Source organism: Paenibacillus sp. FSL M8-0212 (assembly GCF_038004645.1).
Lineage (GTDB): Bacteria > Bacillota > Bacilli > Paenibacillales > Paenibacillaceae > Paenibacillus.
Map to the genome: position 1 here is coordinate 792,162 of NZ_JBBORP010000001.1, position 23,295 is coordinate 815,456.

The following is a 23,295-nucleotide window of genomic DNA, read 5'->3' on the forward strand; positions in this document are numbered from 1 at the left end:
TCCGAAGAATATCAAGTGTAATTTGCCACTCGTATCGCTGCATCAAAAAAAGTCGCCTTGTGGCGACTTTACTTTTGGTGTTCTATATTTTCTACCTGCATCCGCTCTGTGTTTTAAAGGTCTTTTCTTGCAAACAGGCGGATCGTAATGAGATAGGACACCACAAACAAACCTATAATGCCTACGGAAACCAAAGCCATTGTCGTTGTGGTAATCATACCGTTCTCGTTGGCCATACTCATGAGGTACGCAACGGGTTGCGCCAGTATAATCATGCAGACCATGAATATCGCATTGATGATGCCTGCCCCTTTTTTGCTAAGTCCGTAGAAAAGAGGCATGTATATGGAAACTAACGCAAGCACCATACCTACGGCAATGACAATATCCCTAAGTGAATAATTCGGTTTGTTCAGTTCAGGATAATTCAGGTTCACAAGCTCGTGAATTCCGTACGACGCGAGCACCCCGAAAAATGTATAGACTATAGCAGAGAGGTACTTGGCTTTCACAATCTGTTTGCGGCTAACCGGGAGCGTGACCAGAAAATTATGATTATGGTTCTTGATATCAATCATGGTTGCCAGCATGACCGAACCAAAGGCTGTGTAGATGCCTACAAAATACATTGACAGTTCACTCTTAGGTATAAAGGCAAGACTAAACACCACCAGGTATAACCCAATCGTCCACAGTGAACTTTTTAGTACAATGAAATCTTTACGAAGCAAGTTAAGCATATTTGCGTCCTCCCTTCGCCGTAAAATAAATGAGGTCTTCCAACGTAGGTCTTTGTAAAAGAGCTAACCTCCCAAATAACTGTTCGGCTTCTGCTTTATGATCCGACAACGCTTCAAAACCAACGGCTGTCTCTCGTATTCCGATGAAATGTTTCCGAATGTCGGAATCAAGCAGACTCGTATCCCCTTTTACAATCGCATACCTTTCCAGCACATCATCTTTGGCTTCATTAAACACCAGTTTTCCTTGATGAATAAACGTAATGTAGTCTGCAATACGTTCCAGATCGGTCGTAATATGCGTCGAGAAAATAATGGACCTTGTTTCGTCCTGTATCATATCTGCAAGAAGATCGAGCAGTTCCCGCCTAAATACAGGGTCAAGCCCGGATGTCGGTTCATCCATAATTAGCAGATCTGCTTCATGCGACAAAGCTACGGCGAGAGAATACTTGATCTTCATGCCTTTGGACAGATCCTGGATTTTCTTTTTGGGAGACAGTTCGAACTGATCCAAGTAGTCATTGAACGCTTTATTATCCCATTTGGTGTAAAAAGGAGCAATCATTTGTGTCATCTCCCGGATCGTTAGATGCTCATAATAAAAGCATTCATCGGACACAATGCCAAGGCGCTGCTTGATGTCAACTTCCTGATTGGGCATCTCACTGCCCAATGTCTTGAGGCTCCCCTTATCGGGATGGATCAGACCCGTGATCATTTTGATCAAAGTACTCTTTCCCGCCCCATTCGGACCAATAAGTCCCGTGATATATCCTTTTTTCAAATCAAGAGATACATTATCTACTTTAAATAAGGGATACGTTTTGGTTACATTACGTAATTCAATAGCGTTCATTATGCTTATTCCTCCTCAACCAACAATGTAAGATGATGGATTACATCCTGTGAACTCATGCCCAGTTCTCTGCTCTCACGAATCACTTCGAGCATCTTCTCTTCCAATTGTTTCATCCGCCGTTCTCGAATAAAGTCCTGATTGGCTCCGGATACAAAGCTCCCTTTTCCTACAACTGAATCGATCAGTTTCTCCTTCTCCAGCTCTTCATAGACACGTTTAGTTGTAATAACACTGACTTGCAGATCCTTGGCGAGCTGCCGAATGGAGGGGAGACTATCTCCAGCAACCAATTCTCCGCTCAAGATGCTCTGTCTGATCTGAGTTAAAATCTGCATATAGATCGGATCGCTCGAAGCGTTCGATATTAAAATGTTAATCTTTCCTCACCTCATTGATGTTAAATAGTTTTCAGTAGGTATAGTGTGTATATATAATATACACACTATACCTACCGATGGTCAATCCTTATTTCAGATTGTTCTCATTCTGAATCATTCCATAGACGTGGACTGGCTAATCTGGACGACAAAAAAGAGGACGTCAGTTTCCTGTTCGTCCTCTTGATTAATCAAGCCCGGAAGGTCACATGACCTTCCGGGCTACTGTTATGAGCCGGATATGACCTTATCCACCAATCCATATTCGACTGCTTCAGCAGCGGTCAGGAAATAATCTCGATCCGAGTCCTTCTCAATCCGCTCAATTGACTGTCCTGTATGGTCTGCTAACAGCTTGTTAAGGCGCTGACGATGCTGAATGATGCGGTTAGCATGAATCAACATATCCGACGCCTGCCCTCGTGTACCGCCATGTGGCTGATGGATCATGATCTCACTGTTGGGCAGCGCCATACGCTTGCCTTTTGTTCCACCTACCAGCAATATCGTACCAAAACTTGCCGCCATCCCTGTACAGATCGTGGAGATATCCGGCTTCACAAATTGCATCGTGTCATAGATCGAGAATCCCGCAGTCACCGACCCACCAGGGCTGTTGATGTACATCTGGATATCCTTCTCCGGGTCCTCTGCAGTCAAAAACAATAACTGGGCCACGATGGCATTTGCCATCTGATCCTCAATCTCTCCGGACACCATAATGATCCGGTCTTTGAGCAATCGTGAATAAATATCATAACTCCGCTCTCCGCGAGCGGTTTGTTCCACTACATACGGCACTACATTCATATGTGTCGCCTCCTCGGTTTAGGCAACCATGTTGACCGTGTACCCGCCTCCATACGACATCGAGTTCATACCAGAAGTGGAGTACCCGTACATCATTGGCTGCATGGATGGAGACGGCAAAGTCTGCTGCAAAATCGTCCCCGCCACAGCCATCGGATCATCCGAACGATTCAGGCACAGATCAATGATTTGAGCTGTATCTCCATTACGAAATGCCAGCAGATAACTGCGCAGTTCCTCCCGATTGTCCACCACTGTGCCCTCCTCATACTGCAATTCACCGTCTGATTGTTCCAACCTGTGCCTCACCTCGGCTATGGCAGAGCGGGCACGACTTAACGCTGCTTTCACAGCACCTTCTGTTGTATCCAACATTTCCGCAGTCTCTGCCGCCTTATAACCCATTAATTCACGTAATACATATATCACTCGCTGCCACGGTGGTAGCGTATTTACAAGAAGTTGTACGGCAGACTCCAATTCCTCGAATCGCCTTTCCTCCTCCATCTCGTGCAGGAGCGGCTTCAAGCTATCCATTTTACAGGCTAATCTCTCCCGCTGACGTAAGATATCAATCCAGCTGTTGCGTGCAATACGGATCAGATAAGCTTCCCAGTTTATATCTTTATTCATCCCATAAGTTCCAACTACACTCGACGACAACACTTTGAGACAGGTCTCCTGAACCAGATCCTCCGTGTCTGGAACTGATTTCGTCAGAGATAAACAATACGCATACAACGAACCCATCAGATCGGGTAGTACGGTATGGATGCTTTGGTTCAATTGATTTTTTCTGTCGTTGCCATTGAATTCAATATCGAATTTATCTTGTTTACCATCATCATGTGGTCTGTTGATTCTGCAATCCACGGACTTCACAAAGGCCATCTTGGGGGCCCCCCTTTGCTGGTTCCTGATTGATTTTGACTTACACTATGTAAACGAAGAACCCCTTGTAAAGGATACGCTCTTCTGAATTTATTTTTATTACGCTAGTTAAGTTGGGTTACGCATTCGTTTCCAGCTTTAATGTTCCAAGCGGCACCTTCATCCCGGTAAGGGCAATCGTAATACCTTGATCCAGATTATAATTCTGCCTTACATCTACGTCATGAGACATATGTGTAAAATAAGTATGCCCCGGCTTCAGTTCCCACAGCAGCTCCTGCGCCTCACGCATATCGTACACGGAACGTGTTGAGAATTCCGCAAGCTCATGCACAAAGCTTGTTCCAAGCACCAGCATATCCAGTCCGTGCAATGGCTCTTTCTCGGCGTCTTTCAGGTCAATAGCATCTGAACAGTACGCCCAGCTATACCCGTCTCGATCCAGTCGATATGCGTACGAATATCCGTTATGTCCATGGCATACTTTCCAGGAATGTACCTTCCAGCCGCCTAGTTCAATATCATCATCTGTTTCCAGAAAGTCCATATGACGACCCAACCAGGGAAACTGTCCCTGAATGGTGGCAATCACTTCACGTGGTGCATACAAACGCCCTTTTTCACCCAACCAGCGGCACGCATCTGCCCATTCCGGTAATCCTCCAATATGGTCAAAATGGGCATGCGTAATGAGCAGCGTATGCACCATACGCAATCCCTGATCCTCCATCTGTGATCTCCAGTCTGGTCCGCAGTCAATCATGAACTGTTCACTCGCACCATCCCTACCACCGTCAATCAGAACAGAAGAGCGTTTCCGTTTATTTTCTCCCGTAAGCCTTGCCTCTGTACATACGTCGCAATCACAATACACACGTGGAACGCCCATCGCATCGCCAGTGCCCAGAAATGTTAGCTGATTCAATCCGCATTCCCCCTGAATTAATGATATGTAAATTGTAATCGTCCACCTCTGTTTTTGCAAAAAAAAGACCATCCCGCTGCAGTTCTCCACTGCAATTCGGGACAGTCCGTATTCTGACCGTTCACCGTCAGACTTCAATTCCATGCTTCGCTCCAATCGGGAGCTTCCGCTCATCCACATCTGGTGCGCCCTCCTATAGGTGGGTCACCCATATGAAGAGCAGGCCTTACCTTTTTCACAGGCCACGACCGATTAATTCAAGTCACATCCACTCGGCGCTGGAACTATACCAGTGCTCGCAGCTTCAATGTCAGTTCCCGGCCTGCGGGTACATCCTTCGAATCCGTAATCACCCAGTTCGACGCAAGCCGTTTCGCCAGCACTTCTGCCTGTTCCGGTTTCAACTGTAATCCGGTTACGATACCTTCACCCACCGTGAAGTCTTTCTCCGGCTGCACCTTAAAGGCCTTTTCCAACCAGATTCCGAGCCCACCACGCGTGTTAAAAGTAATCCGGTAGCCGTCTTTCACTGCTGCCTCCAGATTTTCACCATGCTCGTCCGCATAGGAGAAAAATTCGTTATATCGGTATTCCTCTTCAGACACGGCGTCAAAAGCGGAAATGTCTTTGGCTTGAATGGCTTTTAAAAGTTCTTCCTCAAGCATCCCCTTACCGCGGGCCTGCTCCAGTCGAATCGCTGTACTTTGGGATAATTTGATCTCTGCACTCATCCAACTCACACCTTCCTGCTAGTACTATGTAACAATCATGATTCAGTATACCTCTATTATAACCTTTTGGCAGTAAAAAACCTCCATCTCTACTTCCATTGAAATGAAGGTTTAGCTTCCACATGTTCGGTCACCTATTCGATTACATCAGCAATACTCATAATCCCGCAAGCACCTGATACCACACGCCGCGTTTGGAGTACAACGTACTGCGTACCTCATCCCATCCACCCAGATAGTTGATATCAAATAATCCTTCAGGCGTTGGGAATGTCGACTCGGTCTGTGCAAATACATCCGGATCTACTGAACGAAAACCATGCTTGGCAAAAATGCGCTGTGCTTCTGGTGTACGCAGATATGCGATAAAGGCTTCTGCCAGTTCACGATTCCCATGTTTATCGGCATATTTATTCACCACAACTGCCGGGTTCTCAATCAGGATCGTATTTTTCGGAATGACGATGTCATAATCTACACCTTTGGCAATCCGGGCAAGCAATTCATTTTCATACGTGACGATTACATCACCCACACCATATTCGAATGCCGCCATCGAAGAACGCCCACTCTTGTCCAATGATTCAACGTTACGATGTACCTGTTCGAGAAAAGCCTTGGCTGCGGCAGGATCTTTCTTCCCCTCTTGCTCCTCCGACAGTTTCAATCCAGCACCGTAGATGGCATTAATGTCCCATTGTGCGCCCCCGGATGTCTTTGGATTAGGGTAGAGCACCTTCACTCCCGGCTTGGTTAAATCCTGAAAATCATGAATTCCGAGCGGGTTGCCTGCTCTTGTACCCAGAACAACAATCGAACGGGTGATCATGCCCTCATTAGGGGTCTGTTTCCAATCGGAGCTAACCAGATCGGCTTTGACCAGCTTCTCGATATCACTCTCCATCGCGAGCAAGGCCACATCAGCCTCGAATCCACCAACGATGGCTCTGGCCTGTGTACCCGAAGCTTCATAGGATTCCTGGAAGTTAATTGTCTGTCCAGTCTTCGCCTTCCACTCCTCCTGGAACTTGGGCAGCAATTCGCCTACAGCATCTTTCGCTACACTATAGGCACCAATCACCAGCGTATTGGATGAATCGTTACCAGCGGACTCGTTCTGTTCGCTTGACTCCTCCTGCTTGCTGCATCCAGCGGTCATGCAGACGAGCAGAAGCATGAGGGCAACATATAAGAGTATGGCTTTTTTCTTCCTCGTCTGCATGGGCAGCCCCCTTCTTCCACTTGATCTAAATCATCACCGGCATCGGATCTTCCTTCAGTCGGTTCTCAACCACCCAACTGTTTGAGTCATTGAACAGGTATGCACGGTGTACAAGGACGCGAATCTGTTGACCAATCTCCAATGTCGTTTTCTCCAGGGAACGATAGGTAATTAATTTGTGCCCCTGTACGTCCACCTCTACCATCCATTCACTGCCGCGGAAATGAAGATGTTTGACTGTACCTTTTTCCGTTGCAGACAACATGGTGAACTCGTTTTTCAAGCCGATCTCAATATACTCCGGTCGAATAAGCGCTTTGGTATGTTCACCCTCAACGGCATGTTCGAATCCTTTCAGCTGGGAAGCATCCTCCACAACTGTAGACTCCCCGATAAATGTAGCGACAAACGGTGTCTGCGGGTTTTTGTAGATATCCCAAGGTGTGCCCTTCTGTTCCAGACGACCCTGGCTGATAATCATAATTTCGTCCGCGACTTCAATTGCTTCATCCTGGTCATGCGTTACAAAGATCGAAGTGATTCCCACTCGCTCGATTAGCTCCCGTAACCATGAACGCAGTTCCTGACGGATCTTCGCATCAATAGCCGCGAACGGTTCATCCAGCAATAACAGCTGTGGCTCCGGGGCGAGTGCTCTGGCAAAAGCCACACGCTGACGCTGCCCACCAGACAACTGATGTGGATAGCGCTGTTCGAAACCCTTTAACCCAGTCAGTTCAACAAGTTCCATCACCCGATCACGAATCTGGGCTTTCGGTGTCTTTTTGACCTTAAGTCCAAAAGCAATATTCTCAAATACCGTCATATGTTTGAACAAGGCATAGTTCTGGAATACAAATCCGATGCCCCGCTCCTGTGGAGGCAAATGGTTCACGACTTTTCCGTGAAAGCGAATCTCTCCGGAACCCGGATTCTCCAGACCCGCAAGCATCCGCAGAATGGACGTCTTCCCGCCTCCGCTGGGTCCAAGCAGACCGATCAGATGGCCTTTGGCAATATCGAATGAGACATCTTTTACCGCATGAAAATCACCGAAATGTTTGTTCAGATCACGGACTTCTACATGCATATCAATGCACTTCCTTTCGCTTCTTGGCCCATTCCATCATGAGCAGCAGCCCGACGGAGAAGGTGACCAGCACCAATGCCACACCATTTGCGGCAGCTACATTAAAATTCTCAACATCCTGATACACCAGGGTTGTTGCTGTCTGCGTTTTGTTCATAATATTACCGGATACAACCAGCACTGCACCGAATTCCCCAAGCGAGCGCGCAACCGTCAAGACTAGACCATACACTACCGCCCAGCGGATCGAAGGCCATGTCACACTCCAGAACGTTCTCCAGCCGTAGGCGCCAAGTGTAGATGCGGCCTCCTCTTGCTGAGAACCGAGTTCCTGCAGGACAGGCATAACCTCTCTGACCATCAGTGGAAAGGTAACAAATAACGTTGCGATCACCATACCCGGGAAGGCATAGACCACATTGAATCCAATCCCTTCAAAAAAAGCACCCATAATGCTGTTAGGTCCCAACATCAACACAATCATCAAACCGCCAATGACAGGAGATACGGCATAAGGCAGGTCTACAATGCTGTTCAGCAGCCCTTTTATCCGTTCACTCAGCCATCCGGCACGAACCAGATACAGAGCCATCATGATGCCAAACAATGTATTTAACAAGGTGACCACCAGGACAACCAGTCCGGTCATCATCAAGGCATGTAACGCCTCAGGGCGTATTAACCCTTTCAGGAATCCACCTGCCCCGTCTTCAAATGCGCCAATAAAAATTCGTCCAAGCGGGATAATCAGCAGTACAATAAATACCGCAAACGTCAGTCCAATTAACAGTCGTCTCATCGTCTTCTCCCCCGCATCTGCACCAGATTGATCAGCCAGAGGATCAGGAAGGAGAGCGTCAGGAGCAACACGGATACAGCAGCAGCTCCCGTTGGATTATCACTTTCAATCTCCCCGTAGATAAATACGGAAGCGGTCAGTGTTCTTCCTGGAATGTTACCAGCCACCAGCACAACAGCCCCGAATTCAGCCAGTCCTCTGGAGAAAGCAAGCATCCCCCCACTGATCATGCCAGGTGCCATGGACGGCAGAATAACCTGCATGAACGTGCGAGCCTTGGATGCCCCCATTGTATAAGAGGCCTCTTCCTCGGAAGGATCAATTTCTTCCAGCAAAGGCTGCACTGCACGGATAACAAACGGAAACGTGACAAAGGTCATCGCTATAACAATGGCGGGCTGATGAAACACAATCTCAAATCCCATGGATTCTGCCAGTTTCCCGATGGCACTGACCGGACCCAAAAGCAGCATAATCATCAAGCCGCCCACCGCTGTTGGCAGTGCAAACGGGAGATCAACCAGACTATTTAGAAACGATCGGCCCACAAAGCGATACCTTGTTAACACCCAGGCGATCATCGTGCCCAAAACCACATTAATCAGCGTGGCAATGACGGCCAGCCGAATGGTGAGCAGTACGGCTTTCCACGCGATGGGGTCCATAATGCTCTGAACAAAGTTGCTCCATCCTTCGGAGAAGGAATTGACGTACACACCGATGATTGGAAGTACAATAAGTACGATAAAATATAACAACACGGTACTGCGAAATCCCCAAGTCCATCCCTTATGACGAAGAACGGTATTCATTGCTGCGTTCCCTCCCAGCCTCCGGCTTTAACTCCGGTCGGCAGTCTTCCTGGCTTCAATACGACATTTTTCCTAAGTTGGATGATATTGCTTTAATATTATTCCCATTAGTCTACTTGGTTTTGCTTTTCTGATACTTTACCAGTTTGCAGTGCTAATCGTCAATGCTTTTATTGAATAAAATTGGGGCACATCCGAGATCAATTAATAAAATCCCTTCAGGTTATTTCTGTCCTCTCCGTTATCATGCGATTTGCTCTTTCACCTTGCATATGTGGTTTGTTTGGTATGTAGTGGTTAAGGTACAATCGAGGGTAAGAAATGAGATCCTAAGGAGTGATTTAACATGTTATATACGAAGAATATATCCACTTCCACACGAGATGAAATGAAGGATATCACATGGGACGTGAAGCAGGTTGTCCAGCGTAGCGGGGTGCAGAATGGGACGGTGCTCATCTACTGTCCACATACGACGGCCGGTATAGCCATCAATGAAAATGCAGACCCGGATGTGAAACACGATGTCTTGTTGCGCCTGGACGAAGTGTACCCTTGGGAGCATCCCGAGTATCGACATGCCGAAGGCAATACAGCCTCTCACCTCAAATCCATTACAACAGGGCCATCACAGACAGTGATTATTCACGAAGGCAGGCTGCTGCTTGGCCGCTGGCAAGGCATTTACTTTTGCGAATTCGATGGACCACGTGAGCGGGAATATTTTCTCAAAATTATGGAAGGCTAGTTGGGTCCATTAGACCTGCCACCTACTCATTCATTTTTGCAAACACAAACAGGCGGTCCACCCTCATTTCGGGTCGGAGCCGCCTGACTTGGTCTGCTGCGCATATTAACTTTCGCGAGATAACGTTATAAAGAATTAAAGTTATGACAAATCACCGCCCTGAAGTGTAGGGGTGCAACAATAGCGCCATTATTGGACGCCAGGCTGCTGACCCAGATTGCGGCACAGCACTTTGACATGAGACAGCGCAGACGATTCAATCTCCACAAACGTTAAACGGTCCTGAATGTAATAAGAAATGAATCCGTGCATAGCCAAAAATAGCGTACGCGGTACTCTTTGAATATCCTCTTCCGTACAGTTCTCTTCATTCATATACTGCCTTATAATCGATGCAAACAATTCGAAGCAACGTCCCTGTTCGGTACGACAATAAGACAACAGTTCTTCGTCCCTGATCATAAACATGATTTCGTATTGGTATGGATTCTCCAGGCCAAAGCGAATAAACTCCATCATAATGTGCTCTACCTTGCTCACATCATCACGAACCGGCCTGACCATAGCTTGCAGCAGCAAATGCCCCAGATGATTAAAATCTTCAACCACGATGGCATAGAACAGCTCTGCCTTTTCCTTAAAGTGATAATACAGCGACCCATGACTATAGCCCAGATGCTGGCCGATGCTTCGCATCGAAATGGCGCGGTATCCTTTGGTAATAAAAAGGTGCCTCGCCGCCTCCAGTATCCGCTCCCTCGACAACTCCTGTTCGACTGCTCTTCTAGCCATATATTTTATTCCCCTTCAATAAAATAAAGCCGCTGTCCCTCCGTGATCCGGGATTGCCCTTGCGTCAAATCCGTGATCCAGGCTATAAATGCCTCGGTTTCACTATCCGGCGGAAGACAAGTCAACGTAACCTTATCGGTGAATCCAGTTTCACCTGTACGGACTTCCCGGCTTCTTAACTCATTTTCCACTTTACCCAGCCACGTATAATCCAGTTCAACAAACACTTCACGATGCAGCACGTTGGTAATGGCTTCTCCGGCTTCAATGGCTGCTACAGCACCATCCGTATAAGCACGAATTAACCCACCGGCTCCAAGCATAATTCCCCCAAAGTATCGCGTAACTACAATTGCCACATTTTTTAATTTCTGATTTTTGATCACTTCAAGAATGGGTTTCCCTGCTGTTCCGCTGGGTTCCCCGTCATCGGATTGCTTCTGGATCTCATCCCGCTCCCCAATCATGTACGCAGAGCAGTTGTGAGTCGCATTCCAATGTTTTTTCTTGATCTCATCAATAAAAGCAACAGCTTCTTCCTCTGTCGTGACCGGCATAATATGACCGATAAATCGCGACTTCTTGATTACAATTTCCAGATTGCCCGGTCCTCGAACCGTGCGATAACGTTCAATCATCCTAAATCCAACTTTCTGATCTTTTCCTGAGTCCATTTTACAAGAAAGCAGTTCACCGCGCGAACGCGGACGAACTGCCCTGGTTATCTACATCCGGGGAAACCCTGCATCTTACTTGAACAGTGATTCCCGGTTAGATTTACATTACCTTATTCAACTATATGAGCAGACCGATGAATTATTCGGAAAGTCTCGCTTCGAGCGCTGCTTTCTCTTCTTCAAAGCCTGGTTTGCCCAGCAATGCGAACATATTTTTCTTGTAAGCTTCCACGCCTGGTTGGTCAAATGGATTGACGCCCAGCAAGTAGCCACTGATACCGCATGCTTTTTCAAAGAAGTATACCAGATATCCGAAAGAATATGGAGTCATATCTGGAATGTTCACAATCAGGTTTGGTACTTGACCATCTGTATGTGCAAGCAGTGTTCCTTGGAACGCTTTTTTGTTAACAAAGTCCATAGTTTTGCCTTCAAGGAAGTTCAAACCATCCAGATCGTCCGGATCAGATTTGATTGAGATATGCTCAGCAACTTCAGTAACCTGGATAACAGTTTCGAAGATATTCCGGCTACCTTCCTGGATGAATTGACCCATGGAGTGCAAATCTGTAGAGAAATCAACAGATGCTGGATAGATTCCTTTGTAGTCTTTACCTTCACTCTCTCCAAACAGTTGTTTCCACCACTCGGACACGAAGTGCAGGGAAGGCTCATAGTTTACAAGAATCTCCGTGCCTTTGCCTTTGCGATACAAAGCGTTACGAACAGCAGCATATTGATAAGCCTCATTCTCTGCTACGTTCGGGTTGCTGTATTCTTTGGATGCATCAGCCGCACCTTGCATCATTTCTTCGATGCTGATACCCGCTGCTGCGATTGGCAGCAAACCTACAGCTGTCAGAACGGAGTAACGTCCACCAACATCATCAGGGATAATGAAAGATTCGTATCCTTCTGCATTTGCCAGTTCTTTCAGTGCACCGCGCGCTTTGTCTGTTGTAGCATAGATGCGTTTGCGTGCTTCTTCTTTACCGTATTTCTCTTCCAGTGCTGCACGGAAGATACGGAATGCAATTGCTGGCTCTGTTGTTGTACCGGATTTGGAAATTACATTTACGGAGAAATCTTTACCTTCAACCAGATCCAGCAAATGAGTTACATATGTGGAACTGATATTGTTTCCTGCAAAATAGATTTCAGGCGTTTTGCGTTTGTCTTTTGGCAGATTGTTATAGAAAGAATGTGTCAACATTTCAATCGCTGCACGTGCACCCAGGTATGATCCACCGATACCGATAACAATCAGTACTTCGGAATCGCTTTGGATTTTGGCAGCCGCTTTTTGAATGCGGGCAAATTCTTCTTTGTCATAAGCTGTTGGCAGGTCAATCCAGCCCAGATAATCGGAGCCTGTTCCTGTTCCGTTGTGAAGCTGCTCGTGAGCCAGACGAATCGGTTCTGCGAAATAATCCACTTCGTGCTGATTTACAAATTGCAATGCCGTGCTATAGTCAAATGTCACTTTTTTAGCCATGATCTCAAAAACCTCCTGATTTCGATTATAGTGCGTGTTCAAACTTTGTAATCAAAAGCGGACTTTTTGAACAACCTCTTATATTATGTCCGTATTCCATTCTAAACAACTTGCCTTAAGGATACTTCAAATCCACGGGGCTGACAAGCTTGCAGCTCGAACTTTGTCGTTAGAATTCAAGAAGTAAAAAGGGTAAACCGAATCCGCAGGTTGCGGTTCTGCTTACCCTTCTTATGTTATTCCGCCGGGTACGAGCAGACGTAGTCAGTAACGCTGCGTATCTCCAGTTTAAATTTGGATTCGGCAGGCACGTGGAACGTAGCTTGACCTTGAATCTCTTGCCACTCTTCTTCTCCGGGAAGCAATACTTTCAGATCTCCGGACAGAATCTCCATAATTTCACGAGAATCCGTACCGAACTCATAACTGCCTGGAAGCATGATGCCCAGAGTCACTTTGCTGCCATCCCCCAAAATAACCGTTCTGCTGGTTACCTGACCATCATAATAAATGTTGGCCTCTTTCACTACACTGACTTGATCGAATTGTGACATGCGTACCCGCTCCCCTGAAGTTAATGAAAACAAAAGGCAAAACAGATCAGGGCGATAACGACTCACCGCCCATGTTCTGCGGAAATAACTTGCTGCCATGGATCAGGACAGCATAATGCCCTCTCAACCATAGCAGCGCTTATGAAGCTAATTGCGTATTCAAAAAGTCAGGTTTTCAGTACCGAGAAGATGGGATGAAGTTAGAAATGGAGTAGCGGAGCGTAGGAGAAAACTACGTGAGCAACGGACATTTCGGCTGAATCCCATATTCGACGCTGATGATGCCGTGAGGCATCCTTCGTAATCAAAAGCAGACTTTTTGAACAACCTCTATTACAGCAATGCTTTTACGCGGCTAACCACGTTGTCCACTGTAAAGCCATACTCTTGGATAACACGGTCGCCAGGCGCGGAAGCACCGAATGTGCTGATTCCGAGAATGTCACCTTGATCGCCAACATATTTCTCCCAGCCCATTGGATAAGCCATTTCAATTGCAAGACGAGCTTTAACATCCGGAAGAAGAACGGACTCTTTATAAGCTTTGTCTTGTTTCTCGAACAGATCCCAGCTTGGCATGCTGATTACGCGAACTTGGATGCCTTGTTCTGCAAGTGCTGCTTGAGCTTTAACAGCCAATTGCACTTCAGAACCTGTAGCGATGATTTGTGCTACCGCTTTGCCATCTTTTGCATCAGAGACAACATAAGCACCACGTTTCACGTTCTCACGTGAACCTTCAACGGTACCTTCGAGGATCGGCAGGTTTTGACGAGTGAGTACGAGTGCAACCGGGTTGCTCTTGTTCTCAAGCGCGTAAGCCCAAGCAGCCGAAGTTTCATTACCGTCAGCCGGACGAATAACCGTCAGGTTAGGAATGATACGCAGGGATGCCAATTGCTCGATCGGTTCGTGCGTAGGACCGTCTTCACCAACAGCGATACTGTCGTGAGTCAGAACATACGTTACAGGCAATCCCATCAGGGCAGCCAGACGAACAGCCGGACGCAGGTAATCGGTAAATACGAAGAACGTACCTCCGAATACTTTCACACCGCTGTGCAGTGCCATACCGTTCATTGCTCCAGCCATACCGAATTCACGGATACCGAAGTAGATGTTACGGCCGGAGTAATCTTCAGGTGTGAAGTTCTCCAGGTTGTTCAAGTGAGTCATTGTGGAGCTTTCCAAGTCAGCAGATCCACCTGTCAGTTGTGGCACGTTGTGCGCCAGACCGTTCAAAGCGTTACCGGATGCTACACGAGTGGAAAGAGCTTTGTCTGTTGCTGCATATTTAGGAAGATCACGGTCCCAGCCTTCTGGAAGGTCGCCGTTAATCGCTGTTTCGAATTGAGCTGCCAGCTCAGGGAAAGCTTTTTTGTACTCGGCAAATTTCTCGTCCCACGCTTTGTTAGCAGAGATACCACGATCTTTCACTTGTGCAAAGTGATCGCGAACTTCAGCTGGTACGTGGAAGTTTTCTTCGTAAACCCATTTGTAATACTCTTTAGTCAATTTGGCTTCGTCTGCACCCAGTGGAGATCCGTGAGTACCGCCGTGGCCGCCTTTACCTTGTTTGTTCGGGCTACCATAACCGATAACCGTTTTAACTTCGATCAGTGTAGGACGCAGTGTATCTGCTTGACCTTCCTGAATTGCTTTTTCGATTGCAGGCAGATCGTTACCATCTTCAACGCGCAGCACTTGCCAGCCATAAGCTTCAAAACGCTTAGCGATGCTTTCAGAAGAAGACAGATCCAATTTACCATCCAACGTGATGTCATTGGAGTCGAACAACATGATCAGTTTGCCCAGGTGCAAACGTCCAGCCAGGGAAGCTGATTCATGAGATACGCCTTCCATCAAGTCACCATCACCACAGATTGCGTAAGTATAGTGATCAACTACGTTGAATTTGTCTTTATTGTATGTTGCGCCCAGTTGAGCTTCAGCCATCGCCATACCTACAGCCATTGCAATACCTTGACCCAGTGGGCCGGTAGTTGCATCAACACCTGCAGTATGTCCGAATTCCGGGTGACCCGGTGTTTTGCTTCCCCATTGACGGAACTGTTTCAGTTCTTCCATTGGAAGATCATATCCGCTCAGGTGCAGCAAGCTGTACAGCAACATGGAGCCATGTCCTGCAGACAGGACAAAACGGTCCCGGTTAACCCAAGTTGGGTGGTCCGGGTTATGAGTCATCGTTTTTGCAAAAAGTTGGTACCCCATTGGAGCGGAGCCCATAGGCATACCCGGATGTCCGGAATTTGCCTTCTCAATTGCATCAATCGCCAAAGTACGTACGGTAGTAATCGACAGGTTGTCGATCGTGCTGTTCTCGTCCTTTTGAATCGCTTCGTTCTTGTCAGTCATGGTTTGTCCTCCTCATGTCTTTAGATAAGTCGGGTGCGCAAGCGAATCCCTCTCATCATACAAGCAAACCGAATTTCACAATAAGTGAATCCGCTTGAGTGTTTCATTTTGACTTATTCACTTTTGTATTGTATCACTTGGCGTGAAGCTTTTCCATAACCTTCTTTGAGAAGTTCATGAAAAATCGATTGTTTGTGATGAATAATCCTTGGCCAATCAAGCAAAAATCGTACTTTAAAAGGTACTAAATTCCAAAAGCAGACTTAAGGAGCCTCACAAATCCATCGCATGAAGTATAACCTTTAACCTGAAAACCATGCATTTTTTAGATATTCATCCTCAATTCACATATAATGTTCCTGAATATGGATTCGAAAGTTGGGCTATGGTTTACTTTTCAGATGTACATACGTCAATCATAGGAGGTTGCGATCATGCCAGATCCTGCGGCTCACCCATCAACATCGGTAAAATACTCATTACCCTGGATATCCGGTATTTTAACGGGGGTTCTCTCGGGAGTTCTCCTGGGATTTTTCCTTAAAGTGATTCAGGCCAACACAGGTGAACAAGTATATACCCTGCTGCTGAATATTGATTTTGTACCTGGTCTTCCGCCAACCTTACCCGAATTGATTGAATTTTCTCTGCATCTAGTTATTTCCGTTGTGATTGGCATCTTCTATCTGTGGTGGATACGGCGCACAGGGCGTCCCATGTTCAAAGGATTCTTGCTCGGTGCCGCTTCATCCCTGCTCTACATTCCACTCTCTCAATTGTCACCACGTGTCCCAGATCTGTACGATGTGTCCGCCATCTTCTACTGGATTGTAGGACATCTGCTGTTTGGTATTGTGCTTGGCTTGTGCGGAAAGTATATTATGAATGCAAAAAAAGCGACTCCCGCTTCGTAAACGAATTGGGGTCGCCTTTTTGTTAGTCTATTACGTGGTTCCGAATCAACCTTGCACAGTATTAAAGCATGAGCTTAAAATACAACGGTTTTATTTTCGTGAACAAGAACACGGTCTTCGACATGCCATTTCACGGCACGTGCAAGCACAACCCGCTCAATGGTACGTCCAATACGCTTCAGCTCGGTTACATCGTCCCCGTGGCTTACACGCTGCACATCCTGTTCAATAATCGGGCCGCCATCCAGTTCTTCCGTAACATAGTGCGCTGTCGCACCGATAATTTTGACACCACGGTTGTACGCCTGCGCATACGGTTTACCACCCACAAAGGCTGGCAGGAACGAATGGTGGATATTAATGATTCGATTACGGTAGTGCTCAATGAACATGGGAGAGATGATCTGCATGTAACGAGCCAGAATAATCACATCCACATCATTGCCAATGACGTCCAGTTGACGCTGTTCTGCTTCTTTCTTGGTATCTGCTGTAACCGGAATATGATGATATGGAATGCCAAATGATTCTACATAGTCCTTCATGTCCAGATGGTTGCTGACCACAAGCGCAATATCGGCATCCAGGTCGCCTGCCTGCCATTGCCACAACAATTCAACCAGACAATGATCTTCTTTGGATACAAAGATAGCCAGTTTCTTCTTGCGGCTAACCGCAGATAACGTCCATTCCATCTGAAAACGGCTTGCTACTTCTGCAAAATCAGCTTCCAGTTTCGGTAAATTGACCAACAATTGCGGAAGATCAAACTCAATTCGCATAAAGAACATGCCGCCAGCAGGGTCCATGGTGTACTGGTCCGACTGAACAATGTTTGCACCATGCTGGTGCAAGAAGTGAGAGACGGCAGCTACAATTCCTGGACCATCCGGACAGGAAATAAGCATGCGCGCACGATCGGCGCGGTTTTTAGAATCAGGGCGTACTTGTTTAGCGTGGATCTCCATCGGGTTATTCTTCCTCCTTCAATTAAGCCATGACCTGCGGGGTTAACCCGCAAGCCATGCAATCAAGCGATGATTCAGTTGTTCTTCATTCAAATGCGGGAATAAAGCAGCTTCAGTCACCATGTCATAGAGGCGCTCCAGCGGTTCGCGCGGATCTGCCTTTTTGGCTTTGGCATCATTTTTGAGCAACGTCCACACATCCAGAATATACGAACGAGACTCAATCTCTTTACCTTTGAAAAAGTGTTGCAACTGTTCTACTTCTGTCAGGAAATCCTGGCCGAATCGACCGGCAACATCCCCACGAAGCAGGGCAATCTCCACCTCATACATTGGACGCTGTGTCTTGGCCTCTTTACCAATCCAAGGTGTCTCCAGAATAAATGGACGTCCTTGAAGCTTCTCATGGTTGACGATGCGGTTAATCGCCTCAAACCCGATCCAGCCGGAGCCAATTGGTGTATGACGGTCCTTGTGCGCACCCACAGCATTCTTACTATCATTAATATGCATTACGGCAATGCGGTCAAGTCCTACCGTGCGATCGAATTGTTCCAGTACACCGTCAAAATCATTAACGATATCATATCCGGCATCATGAATGTGACATGTATCCATACACACAGTGAGGCGCTCGTTATACGTTACTTTCTCAATAATCTGAGCGATCTCTTCGAAACTGCGACCCATTTCCGTACCTTTGCCAGCCATGGTTTCCAGAGCAATGTTCACATCTGTCTCTTTCACACCCTCCAGCACTTCATTCAACCCTTCTGCGATCCGTCCGATCCCATAGTGGGCATCTTTGTCTGTAAATGCGCCGGGATGTAATACGATGTTCTTCACACCAATGGCATGTGTACGACGGATCTCTTCCTGAAGGAAATCTACAGCGAGTCTATACGTGTTGTCTTTGTATGAGCCAAGATTAATAATGTACGGTGCATGGACAACGATATCTTCCATTCCACCCTCTTGCATGGCAAGTTTGCCTTCTTCAATATACATGGATTCAATTGGCTTGCGACGTGTATTCTGTGGTGCACCCGTATATATCATAAACGAACTGGAACCGTACGAGGACGCTTCCTTCGTTGCACTCAATAATCCCTTGTCCGAGAAGGACACGTGGGAGCCGATTTTCAGCATTATTGATCCCCCTTAATCTGAATTATCCCTTATTCTAACGCGATTATCGAAATAAATCTAGAAATGCGCTATAATTCGGGATAGAGGCTATTTTTAACAGCTAATATGTGGAACATGGGTAGGCGGAATCCGTCTTTCCGTGAAAATCAATGAACCGAGGTGACTCCGCAATGATTTTCGACTCCTACGCGATGATACTGACCAGCAGTTCCCCCAGCAATTGGTTTATGAATACGATCGCATTCTGGACTTTTGTATTGCTTGGCAGCATGTGTATCGGTGGATTTTTCATGATGCGCAAGTTTTTAAAAGTGCTACCAAAAGCGGACGGAAAGTCCAAGCTGGATTGGCAGAATTATTGGGTTGAAGCCAGCCGTCACTTGTGGACAGATGAAGCCAAAGCTTTTTTGGATCAACTCGTGGAGCCTGTACCTGGGCCATTTCGTGACATCGCCAAACATTCCATTGCTGCAGAGATTGGTAAAATTGCAGTCGAAGACAACGCAACAGAAGTATCGAGAGATCATTGCATTAAAGGATACATTATTGCCACACCGAAGCGGGATAATAAGTTTTTGGTGAAATTTTTGGAGAAAAACAAAATCGATTATTCCCCTTATCAACATTTGATTAAATAAAATAAAAGATGAGTTAAGTGGCATATGGATTTGGTTAATTAGATACAGATATGCTCCGTCAGGTAAGTTGTTCCCAACAGGCATTGCTTACCGCACGGGGCTGTTTGTCGATTCAACGGTATATATCAGCGCAGTGAAAATCAGAGAGGATGTTTGATATGAAAATTGCCATTTGTGGAGGTACCGGATTTGTGGGAGGAGCACTTGTAGATTACTGGCTGCAAGCCGGGCACCATGTGAAAGTTATTACACGAAAACTGCCTGACTTGCATAATCCAAGTAAAAATCTTTCATATATATCGTGGGAACAAGTCGAAGAACAACCTCACTTGCTGGAAGGTATGGACGCTCTCGTTAACCTTGCCGGAGAAACGCTGAATCAACGTTGGACAACCAAGGCGAAGCTGGAGATTGTTGAATCCAGAGTCACGACCGTAGCGCGGGTAGCCCGATTGGTGGAATCCTTGGAACAAAAGCCGGAAGTGGTCGTTCAGGCTTCGGCCATGGCCATCTATGGAACCTCCCCTAACGAAACCTTTGACGAGAATAGTCCGCAAAAATCAATGAATTTCCCTTCCCGGGTCTCGGAACAATGGGAAGTTGCTGCAGATGCAATCAAAAATGTAAGACTCGTTAAAATCCGGGTAAGTCTGGTTCTTGGACATAAAAGAGGGGCTTTTCCATTGATGAAACTTCCTTACATGCTGGGTGTTGGTGGCAAGATCGGCAGTGGCAAGCAATGGACTAGCTGGATTCACATTATGGATATCGTAAGACTCATTGATTTTAGTATTCAAAATAAACAAGTATCAGGTCCGGTCAATGCATCCTCACCGAACCCTGTCACCAATGATGAATTCGGTCGCACGGTGGGCAAGGTGTATCATCGCCCTCACTGGTTCCCCGTACCCAGCTTCCTAATTAAAACCTTGGTCGGAGAACTATCCGTTGTCGTGCTTCAAGGGCAGAGAGTCATTCCGCAAAAAGCTCTCGACCACGGATTCCAGTTCACCTTCCCAACCTTAACCCAGGCACTGGAAGATCTGAAGCACCGTGGCTTATCCGACTGATTGTACCACGAGATTGAACTATGTCTTATCCAACCGACCGATAGGTGTAAACTGATTCCGCAAGTGTAAATGTGTCTCCATCCGCCAATGGATACTCCTTATACGGAGCAAGAATATTGCCCTGAAGAACGGTGCCATTGACGGAACCCAGATCCTTAATCACATAGCCCGATTTGTTCCGGCTCAATTCCACATGAGCACGGGACACGCCGGTCGCTGTGTCCACCCACTGAACCATGTCTGCTGATCTTCCGATGACAAAAGATGCTCCTTGCACATCCATCCGTTCATGTTGGTCACCGGTGCCAGATCTTCGTTCAAGATAATAAGACGCCATCACCGGGCCTGCCCCTATAACATTACCTCCACTCAGATTCTGCAAATTCACGGTTGCCTCCGCAACTGCATCCTGTCGAATTAGCTCCGAAGTTGAAGCTACCGTTTCCACATGACGCTGAACGATCGGTGGTTCGGAGTGTTCAGGTGTCATATGCAGACTTTGATAACGAGAATGCTCGCTACCACCTTCTGAGGCGGATGCAACTGTTTGATTTATGCGTTCTGCTAGCCTTTCAGCTGTATTCCAGCGCCAACTCTCCTGAAATAATTCCTCATCCTCTTCCGTTTGCTCGCCTTTGTTCTTACCTAAATTAAATGAAAAAGACCTCTTATTCTCTGAGTCATTATGAGGACTTCCCCTGCGCTTCCACGTCCATCCTGCTACACCAAGCAAGCCAAGGCTTAGTACCATGCACAGGATCATCTGCGTCTGTCCCGGTTGCTCCATGTAAATAAATCTCCATACCAATGCCATGGCAACCATGCAGCCCAATATGATATAGGTTACTTTGGTAGAACCGGGCTTCTCCTCTACTTCCATATCAACACGCTCTAGAGAATCATACCGATTACTCAGTCCCTGATCCATGCTGTTTGATCTCTCTAATGAAGATTGCTCAGATGAGCGCCTGCCTGGAAAGGTTCGAGATCTCAACGGAATGTCTCCCACCTCGGATTCACTCGTTTTCTGCGGCTGACGGAAATTTAGTTGCGGCTCCACAGCAACATTTTGAACAGGAGCACCGGGTTGATATGATAGAGAATTGGCTAATCTGCTATCCCGCTCAGAAATCGACAAATGAAGATTACCTCTTGAATCATCGAAGGTTTCCGAAGTTCTGGACGAGAGAAATGCTGCGCTTCCTCCATTCTCTTGCTCGTCAGCATATAATTCCAGCAGAAGCTCTCGCAACTGTCTGATATCCCAGCGTTCGTTGTCACATAACTGCAGAACACGCTGAATGCCTTCTCCCTGCAGTTCCTGTACATGTGCCATCAGCCTGATCACCAGCTCACGGAATTGCTGAGATGTTGGATCAACTTCAACCGTATCCATGACTGGTACATATACCATCCCAAGCTCACCCTGTTCCAATGAACCGTTGATGAACAAGTACTCTTCCTGGATCAATAATTTACGTGGCTCCAGCATATATTGCCGGCATTCCATAAAGGCATCGGCTAGTTGAAACAACAGACCATACAGAACACGCAACTTGATTTTGCTTGACTTTAACATCTGGCATAACATCTTGTACCCTGATATGTCGTACTGCAAAGTTACATTTCGATCGACTTCCCGAATATGAACAGGAAGAAGTCGCGGAATCTGATTGGAGGACAACATCCCCATCTGCACCCGGCTCAATTCCTCCATTCGTAACCCTTCTGCTTTTTCCAAAACCATGAACGCTCCGCCATTACGAATAAAATCTCTCGTTAATCCATACATGCCAATCCTCTCTTTCCGTTGCTATATAGGATCAACTAAAGAAAGTTACACTGGGTACTTCGATGACGGAACAACCTTCCGATCGCTGTTATCCCCAGATTTCTCGATTCCCTTTGTAAAGGGGAAAATCCGGGGATAAAGGCGAAGCATATGCTTCTGATGCAGCTTTCTTTCAGAAAGCTTTTAGCTCCGCTTCTTCAGGTTTTTTTCCGTCCTCTCCGTTCTCGTGTAAAAAGTTTAGTTGATATAAGTTGAGTTACAATACACCACACTCTTCCACTCCAATCGCAGTGCTATCTTCGATCGCTGTTATCCTAACGTTTTCCAGACTCCTGATATCAAGGGAAAAGTCTTGAGACAAGGACCGTGATAAATCCAGGTAACACCGCCAGCATAAATGGAAACTTCAATGTCTTCTCTTTATTTACCAGCTTGAGCGAACCGAGCATGAAAAAACCTGCAAGACTGCCTGCCATGCCCCGAATCCGTTTCGCTGAGTCCTTGCGGAATAGAAGTATCACTAAACCAATGGCTCCCGCATACAAAACGGAGTAAATAATGACATGAATGCCAAAAGCAAACCCCGTCCATGCGCCAATTCCACCAAACAATTTCACATCTCCTGCTCCTACCGCCCCAATCGCATACATCAGAAACAAAATGCCAAAACCTGCTGCAAATCCAGCGGCTGAGAACAAGAAACCATCCCAACCTCCCCATATGATATGGGCCAGTACGCCTGCAACAGTCACAGGTAAAGTCAATCGATTTGGAATTTTCATGGAACGAATATCGGTAATAAAAGCTGCAATAATGTATATGCCACATGCAATGTAGAACCACTCCACCTCCATCATCCCCTT

The 23,295-nt window shown here is 46.6% G+C and carries 24 protein-coding genes; 4 read left to right on the plus strand and 20 right to left on the minus strand.

Features of this window, described 5'->3' with window-relative positions; genetic code table 11:
- Positions 1-113: 113 nt before the first annotated feature.
- From MKX68_RS03680 to cysT, 11 genes are all read right to left on the minus strand, one after another.
- Positions 114-740, minus strand: coding sequence for an ABC-2 transporter permease (locus MKX68_RS03680; protein ID WP_340909217.1), 627 nt, complete (start codon positions 738-740; stop codon positions 114-116).
- Positions 733-1,599 (minus strand): ABC transporter ATP-binding protein, encoded by an 867-nt coding sequence (locus MKX68_RS03685; protein ID WP_340909219.1) that lies wholly within the window; start codon positions 1,597-1,599, stop codon positions 733-735. The genes MKX68_RS03680 and MKX68_RS03685 overlap by 8 nt, the downstream gene beginning before the upstream one ends.
- A 5-nt stretch (positions 1,600-1,604) precedes the next feature.
- Positions 1,605-1,979, minus strand: a complete 375-nt coding sequence (locus tag MKX68_RS03690) for a GntR family transcriptional regulator (RefSeq protein ID WP_036610760.1) — start codon at positions 1,977-1,979, stop codon at positions 1,605-1,607.
- Between the two features lie 228 nt (positions 1,980-2,207).
- Positions 2,208-2,789 (minus strand): ATP-dependent Clp endopeptidase proteolytic subunit ClpP, encoded by a 582-nt coding sequence (gene clpP, locus MKX68_RS03695; protein WP_340909221.1) that lies wholly within the window; start codon positions 2,787-2,789, stop codon positions 2,208-2,210.
- 18 nt (positions 2,790-2,807) lie between these two features.
- Positions 2,808-3,680, minus strand: a complete 873-nt coding sequence (locus MKX68_RS03700) for an RNA polymerase sigma factor (protein WP_340909223.1) — start codon at positions 3,678-3,680, stop codon at positions 2,808-2,810.
- A gap of 118 nt (positions 3,681-3,798) precedes the next feature.
- Positions 3,799-4,605 (minus strand): MBL fold metallo-hydrolase, encoded by an 807-nt coding sequence (locus tag MKX68_RS03705; RefSeq protein ID WP_340915273.1) that lies wholly within the window; start codon positions 4,603-4,605, stop codon positions 3,799-3,801.
- Positions 4,606-4,889: 284 nt separating this feature from the next.
- Positions 4,890-5,336, minus strand: a complete 447-nt coding sequence (locus tag MKX68_RS03710) for a hypothetical protein (RefSeq protein WP_340909225.1) — start codon at positions 5,334-5,336, stop codon at positions 4,890-4,892.
- Between the two features lie 157 nt (positions 5,337-5,493).
- A complete protein-coding gene (locus MKX68_RS03715; RefSeq protein ID WP_340909226.1) occupies positions 5,494-6,558 on the minus strand; it encodes a sulfate ABC transporter substrate-binding protein in 1,065 nt (354 codons plus the stop codon).
- Between the two features lie 25 nt (positions 6,559-6,583).
- Entirely contained in the window at positions 6,584-7,648 is a 1,065-nt protein-coding gene (locus tag MKX68_RS03720; protein WP_036610770.1) for a sulfate/molybdate ABC transporter ATP-binding protein, read from the minus strand.
- Between the two features lies 1 nt (position 7,649).
- Positions 7,650-8,447, minus strand: coding sequence for a sulfate ABC transporter permease subunit (locus MKX68_RS03725; protein WP_340909229.1), 798 nt, complete (start codon positions 8,445-8,447; stop codon positions 7,650-7,652).
- Entirely contained in the window at positions 8,444-9,259 is an 816-nt protein-coding gene (cysT, locus tag MKX68_RS03730; protein ID WP_017689978.1) for a sulfate ABC transporter permease subunit CysT, read from the minus strand. Before cysT ends, MKX68_RS03725 begins: the two co-directional genes overlap by 4 nt.
- Positions 9,260-9,605: 346 nt before the next feature.
- Here cysT and MKX68_RS03735 point away from each other — a divergent pair, with 346 nt between their 5' ends.
- Positions 9,606-10,007, plus strand: coding sequence for a secondary thiamine-phosphate synthase enzyme YjbQ (locus MKX68_RS03735; protein ID WP_091033577.1), 402 nt, complete (start codon positions 9,606-9,608; stop codon positions 10,005-10,007).
- 189 nt (positions 10,008-10,196) lie between these two features.
- Here the strand turns inward: MKX68_RS03735 and MKX68_RS03740 are convergent, their stop codons facing one another.
- From MKX68_RS03740 to tkt, 5 genes are all read right to left on the minus strand, one after another.
- The gene (locus MKX68_RS03740) at positions 10,197-10,799 is read right to left on the minus strand and encodes a TetR/AcrR family transcriptional regulator (RefSeq protein WP_017689980.1); all 603 of its coding nucleotides are present in this window, start codon (positions 10,797-10,799) and stop codon (positions 10,197-10,199) included.
- 5 nt (positions 10,800-10,804) lie between these two features.
- Entirely contained in the window at positions 10,805-11,437 is a 633-nt protein-coding gene (locus tag MKX68_RS03745; protein WP_036669098.1) for a YigZ family protein, read from the minus strand.
- A gap of 178 nt (positions 11,438-11,615) precedes the next feature.
- Positions 11,616-12,971 carry a glucose-6-phosphate isomerase gene (locus MKX68_RS03750; protein ID WP_017689982.1) on the minus strand — a complete coding sequence of 452 codons (1,356 nt, stop codon included), beginning with the start codon at positions 12,969-12,971 and terminating at the stop codon, positions 11,616-11,618.
- A gap of 236 nt (positions 12,972-13,207) precedes the next feature.
- The gene (gene ppnP / locus MKX68_RS03755) at positions 13,208-13,525 is read right to left on the minus strand and encodes a pyrimidine/purine nucleoside phosphorylase (RefSeq protein WP_017689983.1); all 318 of its coding nucleotides are present in this window, start codon (positions 13,523-13,525) and stop codon (positions 13,208-13,210) included.
- Positions 13,526-13,858: 333 nt separating this feature from the next.
- Positions 13,859-15,901, minus strand: coding sequence for a transketolase (gene tkt, locus MKX68_RS03760; protein WP_253431915.1), 2,043 nt, complete (start codon positions 15,899-15,901; stop codon positions 13,859-13,861).
- A 434-nt stretch (positions 15,902-16,335) separates the two neighbouring features.
- Here tkt and MKX68_RS03765 point away from each other — a divergent pair, with 434 nt between their 5' ends.
- Positions 16,336-16,815: a hypothetical protein gene (locus tag MKX68_RS03765; protein WP_340909239.1), complete on the plus strand. Its 480-nt coding sequence runs from the start codon at positions 16,336-16,338 to the stop codon at positions 16,813-16,815.
- A gap of 74 nt (positions 16,816-16,889) precedes the next feature.
- Here MKX68_RS03765 and purU read toward each other — a convergent pair whose 3' ends face one another.
- Positions 16,890-17,783: a formyltetrahydrofolate deformylase gene (purU, locus tag MKX68_RS03770; protein ID WP_017689986.1), complete on the minus strand. Its 894-nt coding sequence runs from the start codon at positions 17,781-17,783 to the stop codon at positions 16,890-16,892.
- Positions 17,784-17,825: 42 nt separating this feature from the next.
- Positions 17,826-18,932, minus strand: coding sequence for a deoxyribonuclease IV (locus tag MKX68_RS03775; RefSeq protein WP_091033584.1), 1,107 nt, complete (start codon positions 18,930-18,932; stop codon positions 17,826-17,828).
- Positions 18,933-19,102: 170 nt separating this feature from the next.
- Between MKX68_RS03775 and MKX68_RS03780 the strand changes: the two genes are divergently transcribed.
- Positions 19,103-19,570 (plus strand): DUF2621 domain-containing protein, encoded by a 468-nt coding sequence (locus MKX68_RS03780; protein ID WP_339785490.1) that lies wholly within the window; start codon positions 19,103-19,105, stop codon positions 19,568-19,570.
- A gap of 158 nt (positions 19,571-19,728) precedes the next feature.
- On the plus strand, positions 19,729-20,640 hold the full coding sequence (locus MKX68_RS03785) for a TIGR01777 family oxidoreductase (RefSeq protein WP_338592247.1): 912 nt from the start codon (positions 19,729-19,731) through the stop codon (positions 20,638-20,640).
- A 25-nt stretch (positions 20,641-20,665) separates the two neighbouring features.
- Here the strand turns inward: MKX68_RS03785 and MKX68_RS03790 are convergent, their stop codons facing one another.
- A complete protein-coding gene (locus MKX68_RS03790) occupies positions 20,666-22,432 on the minus strand; it encodes a DUF6382 domain-containing protein (protein WP_340909243.1) in 1,767 nt (588 codons plus the stop codon).
- 338 nt (positions 22,433-22,770) lie between these two features.
- Entirely contained in the window at positions 22,771-23,286 is a 516-nt protein-coding gene (locus MKX68_RS03795; RefSeq protein ID WP_340909246.1) for an A24 family peptidase, read from the minus strand.
- Between the last annotated feature and the right edge of the window lie 9 nt (positions 23,287-23,295).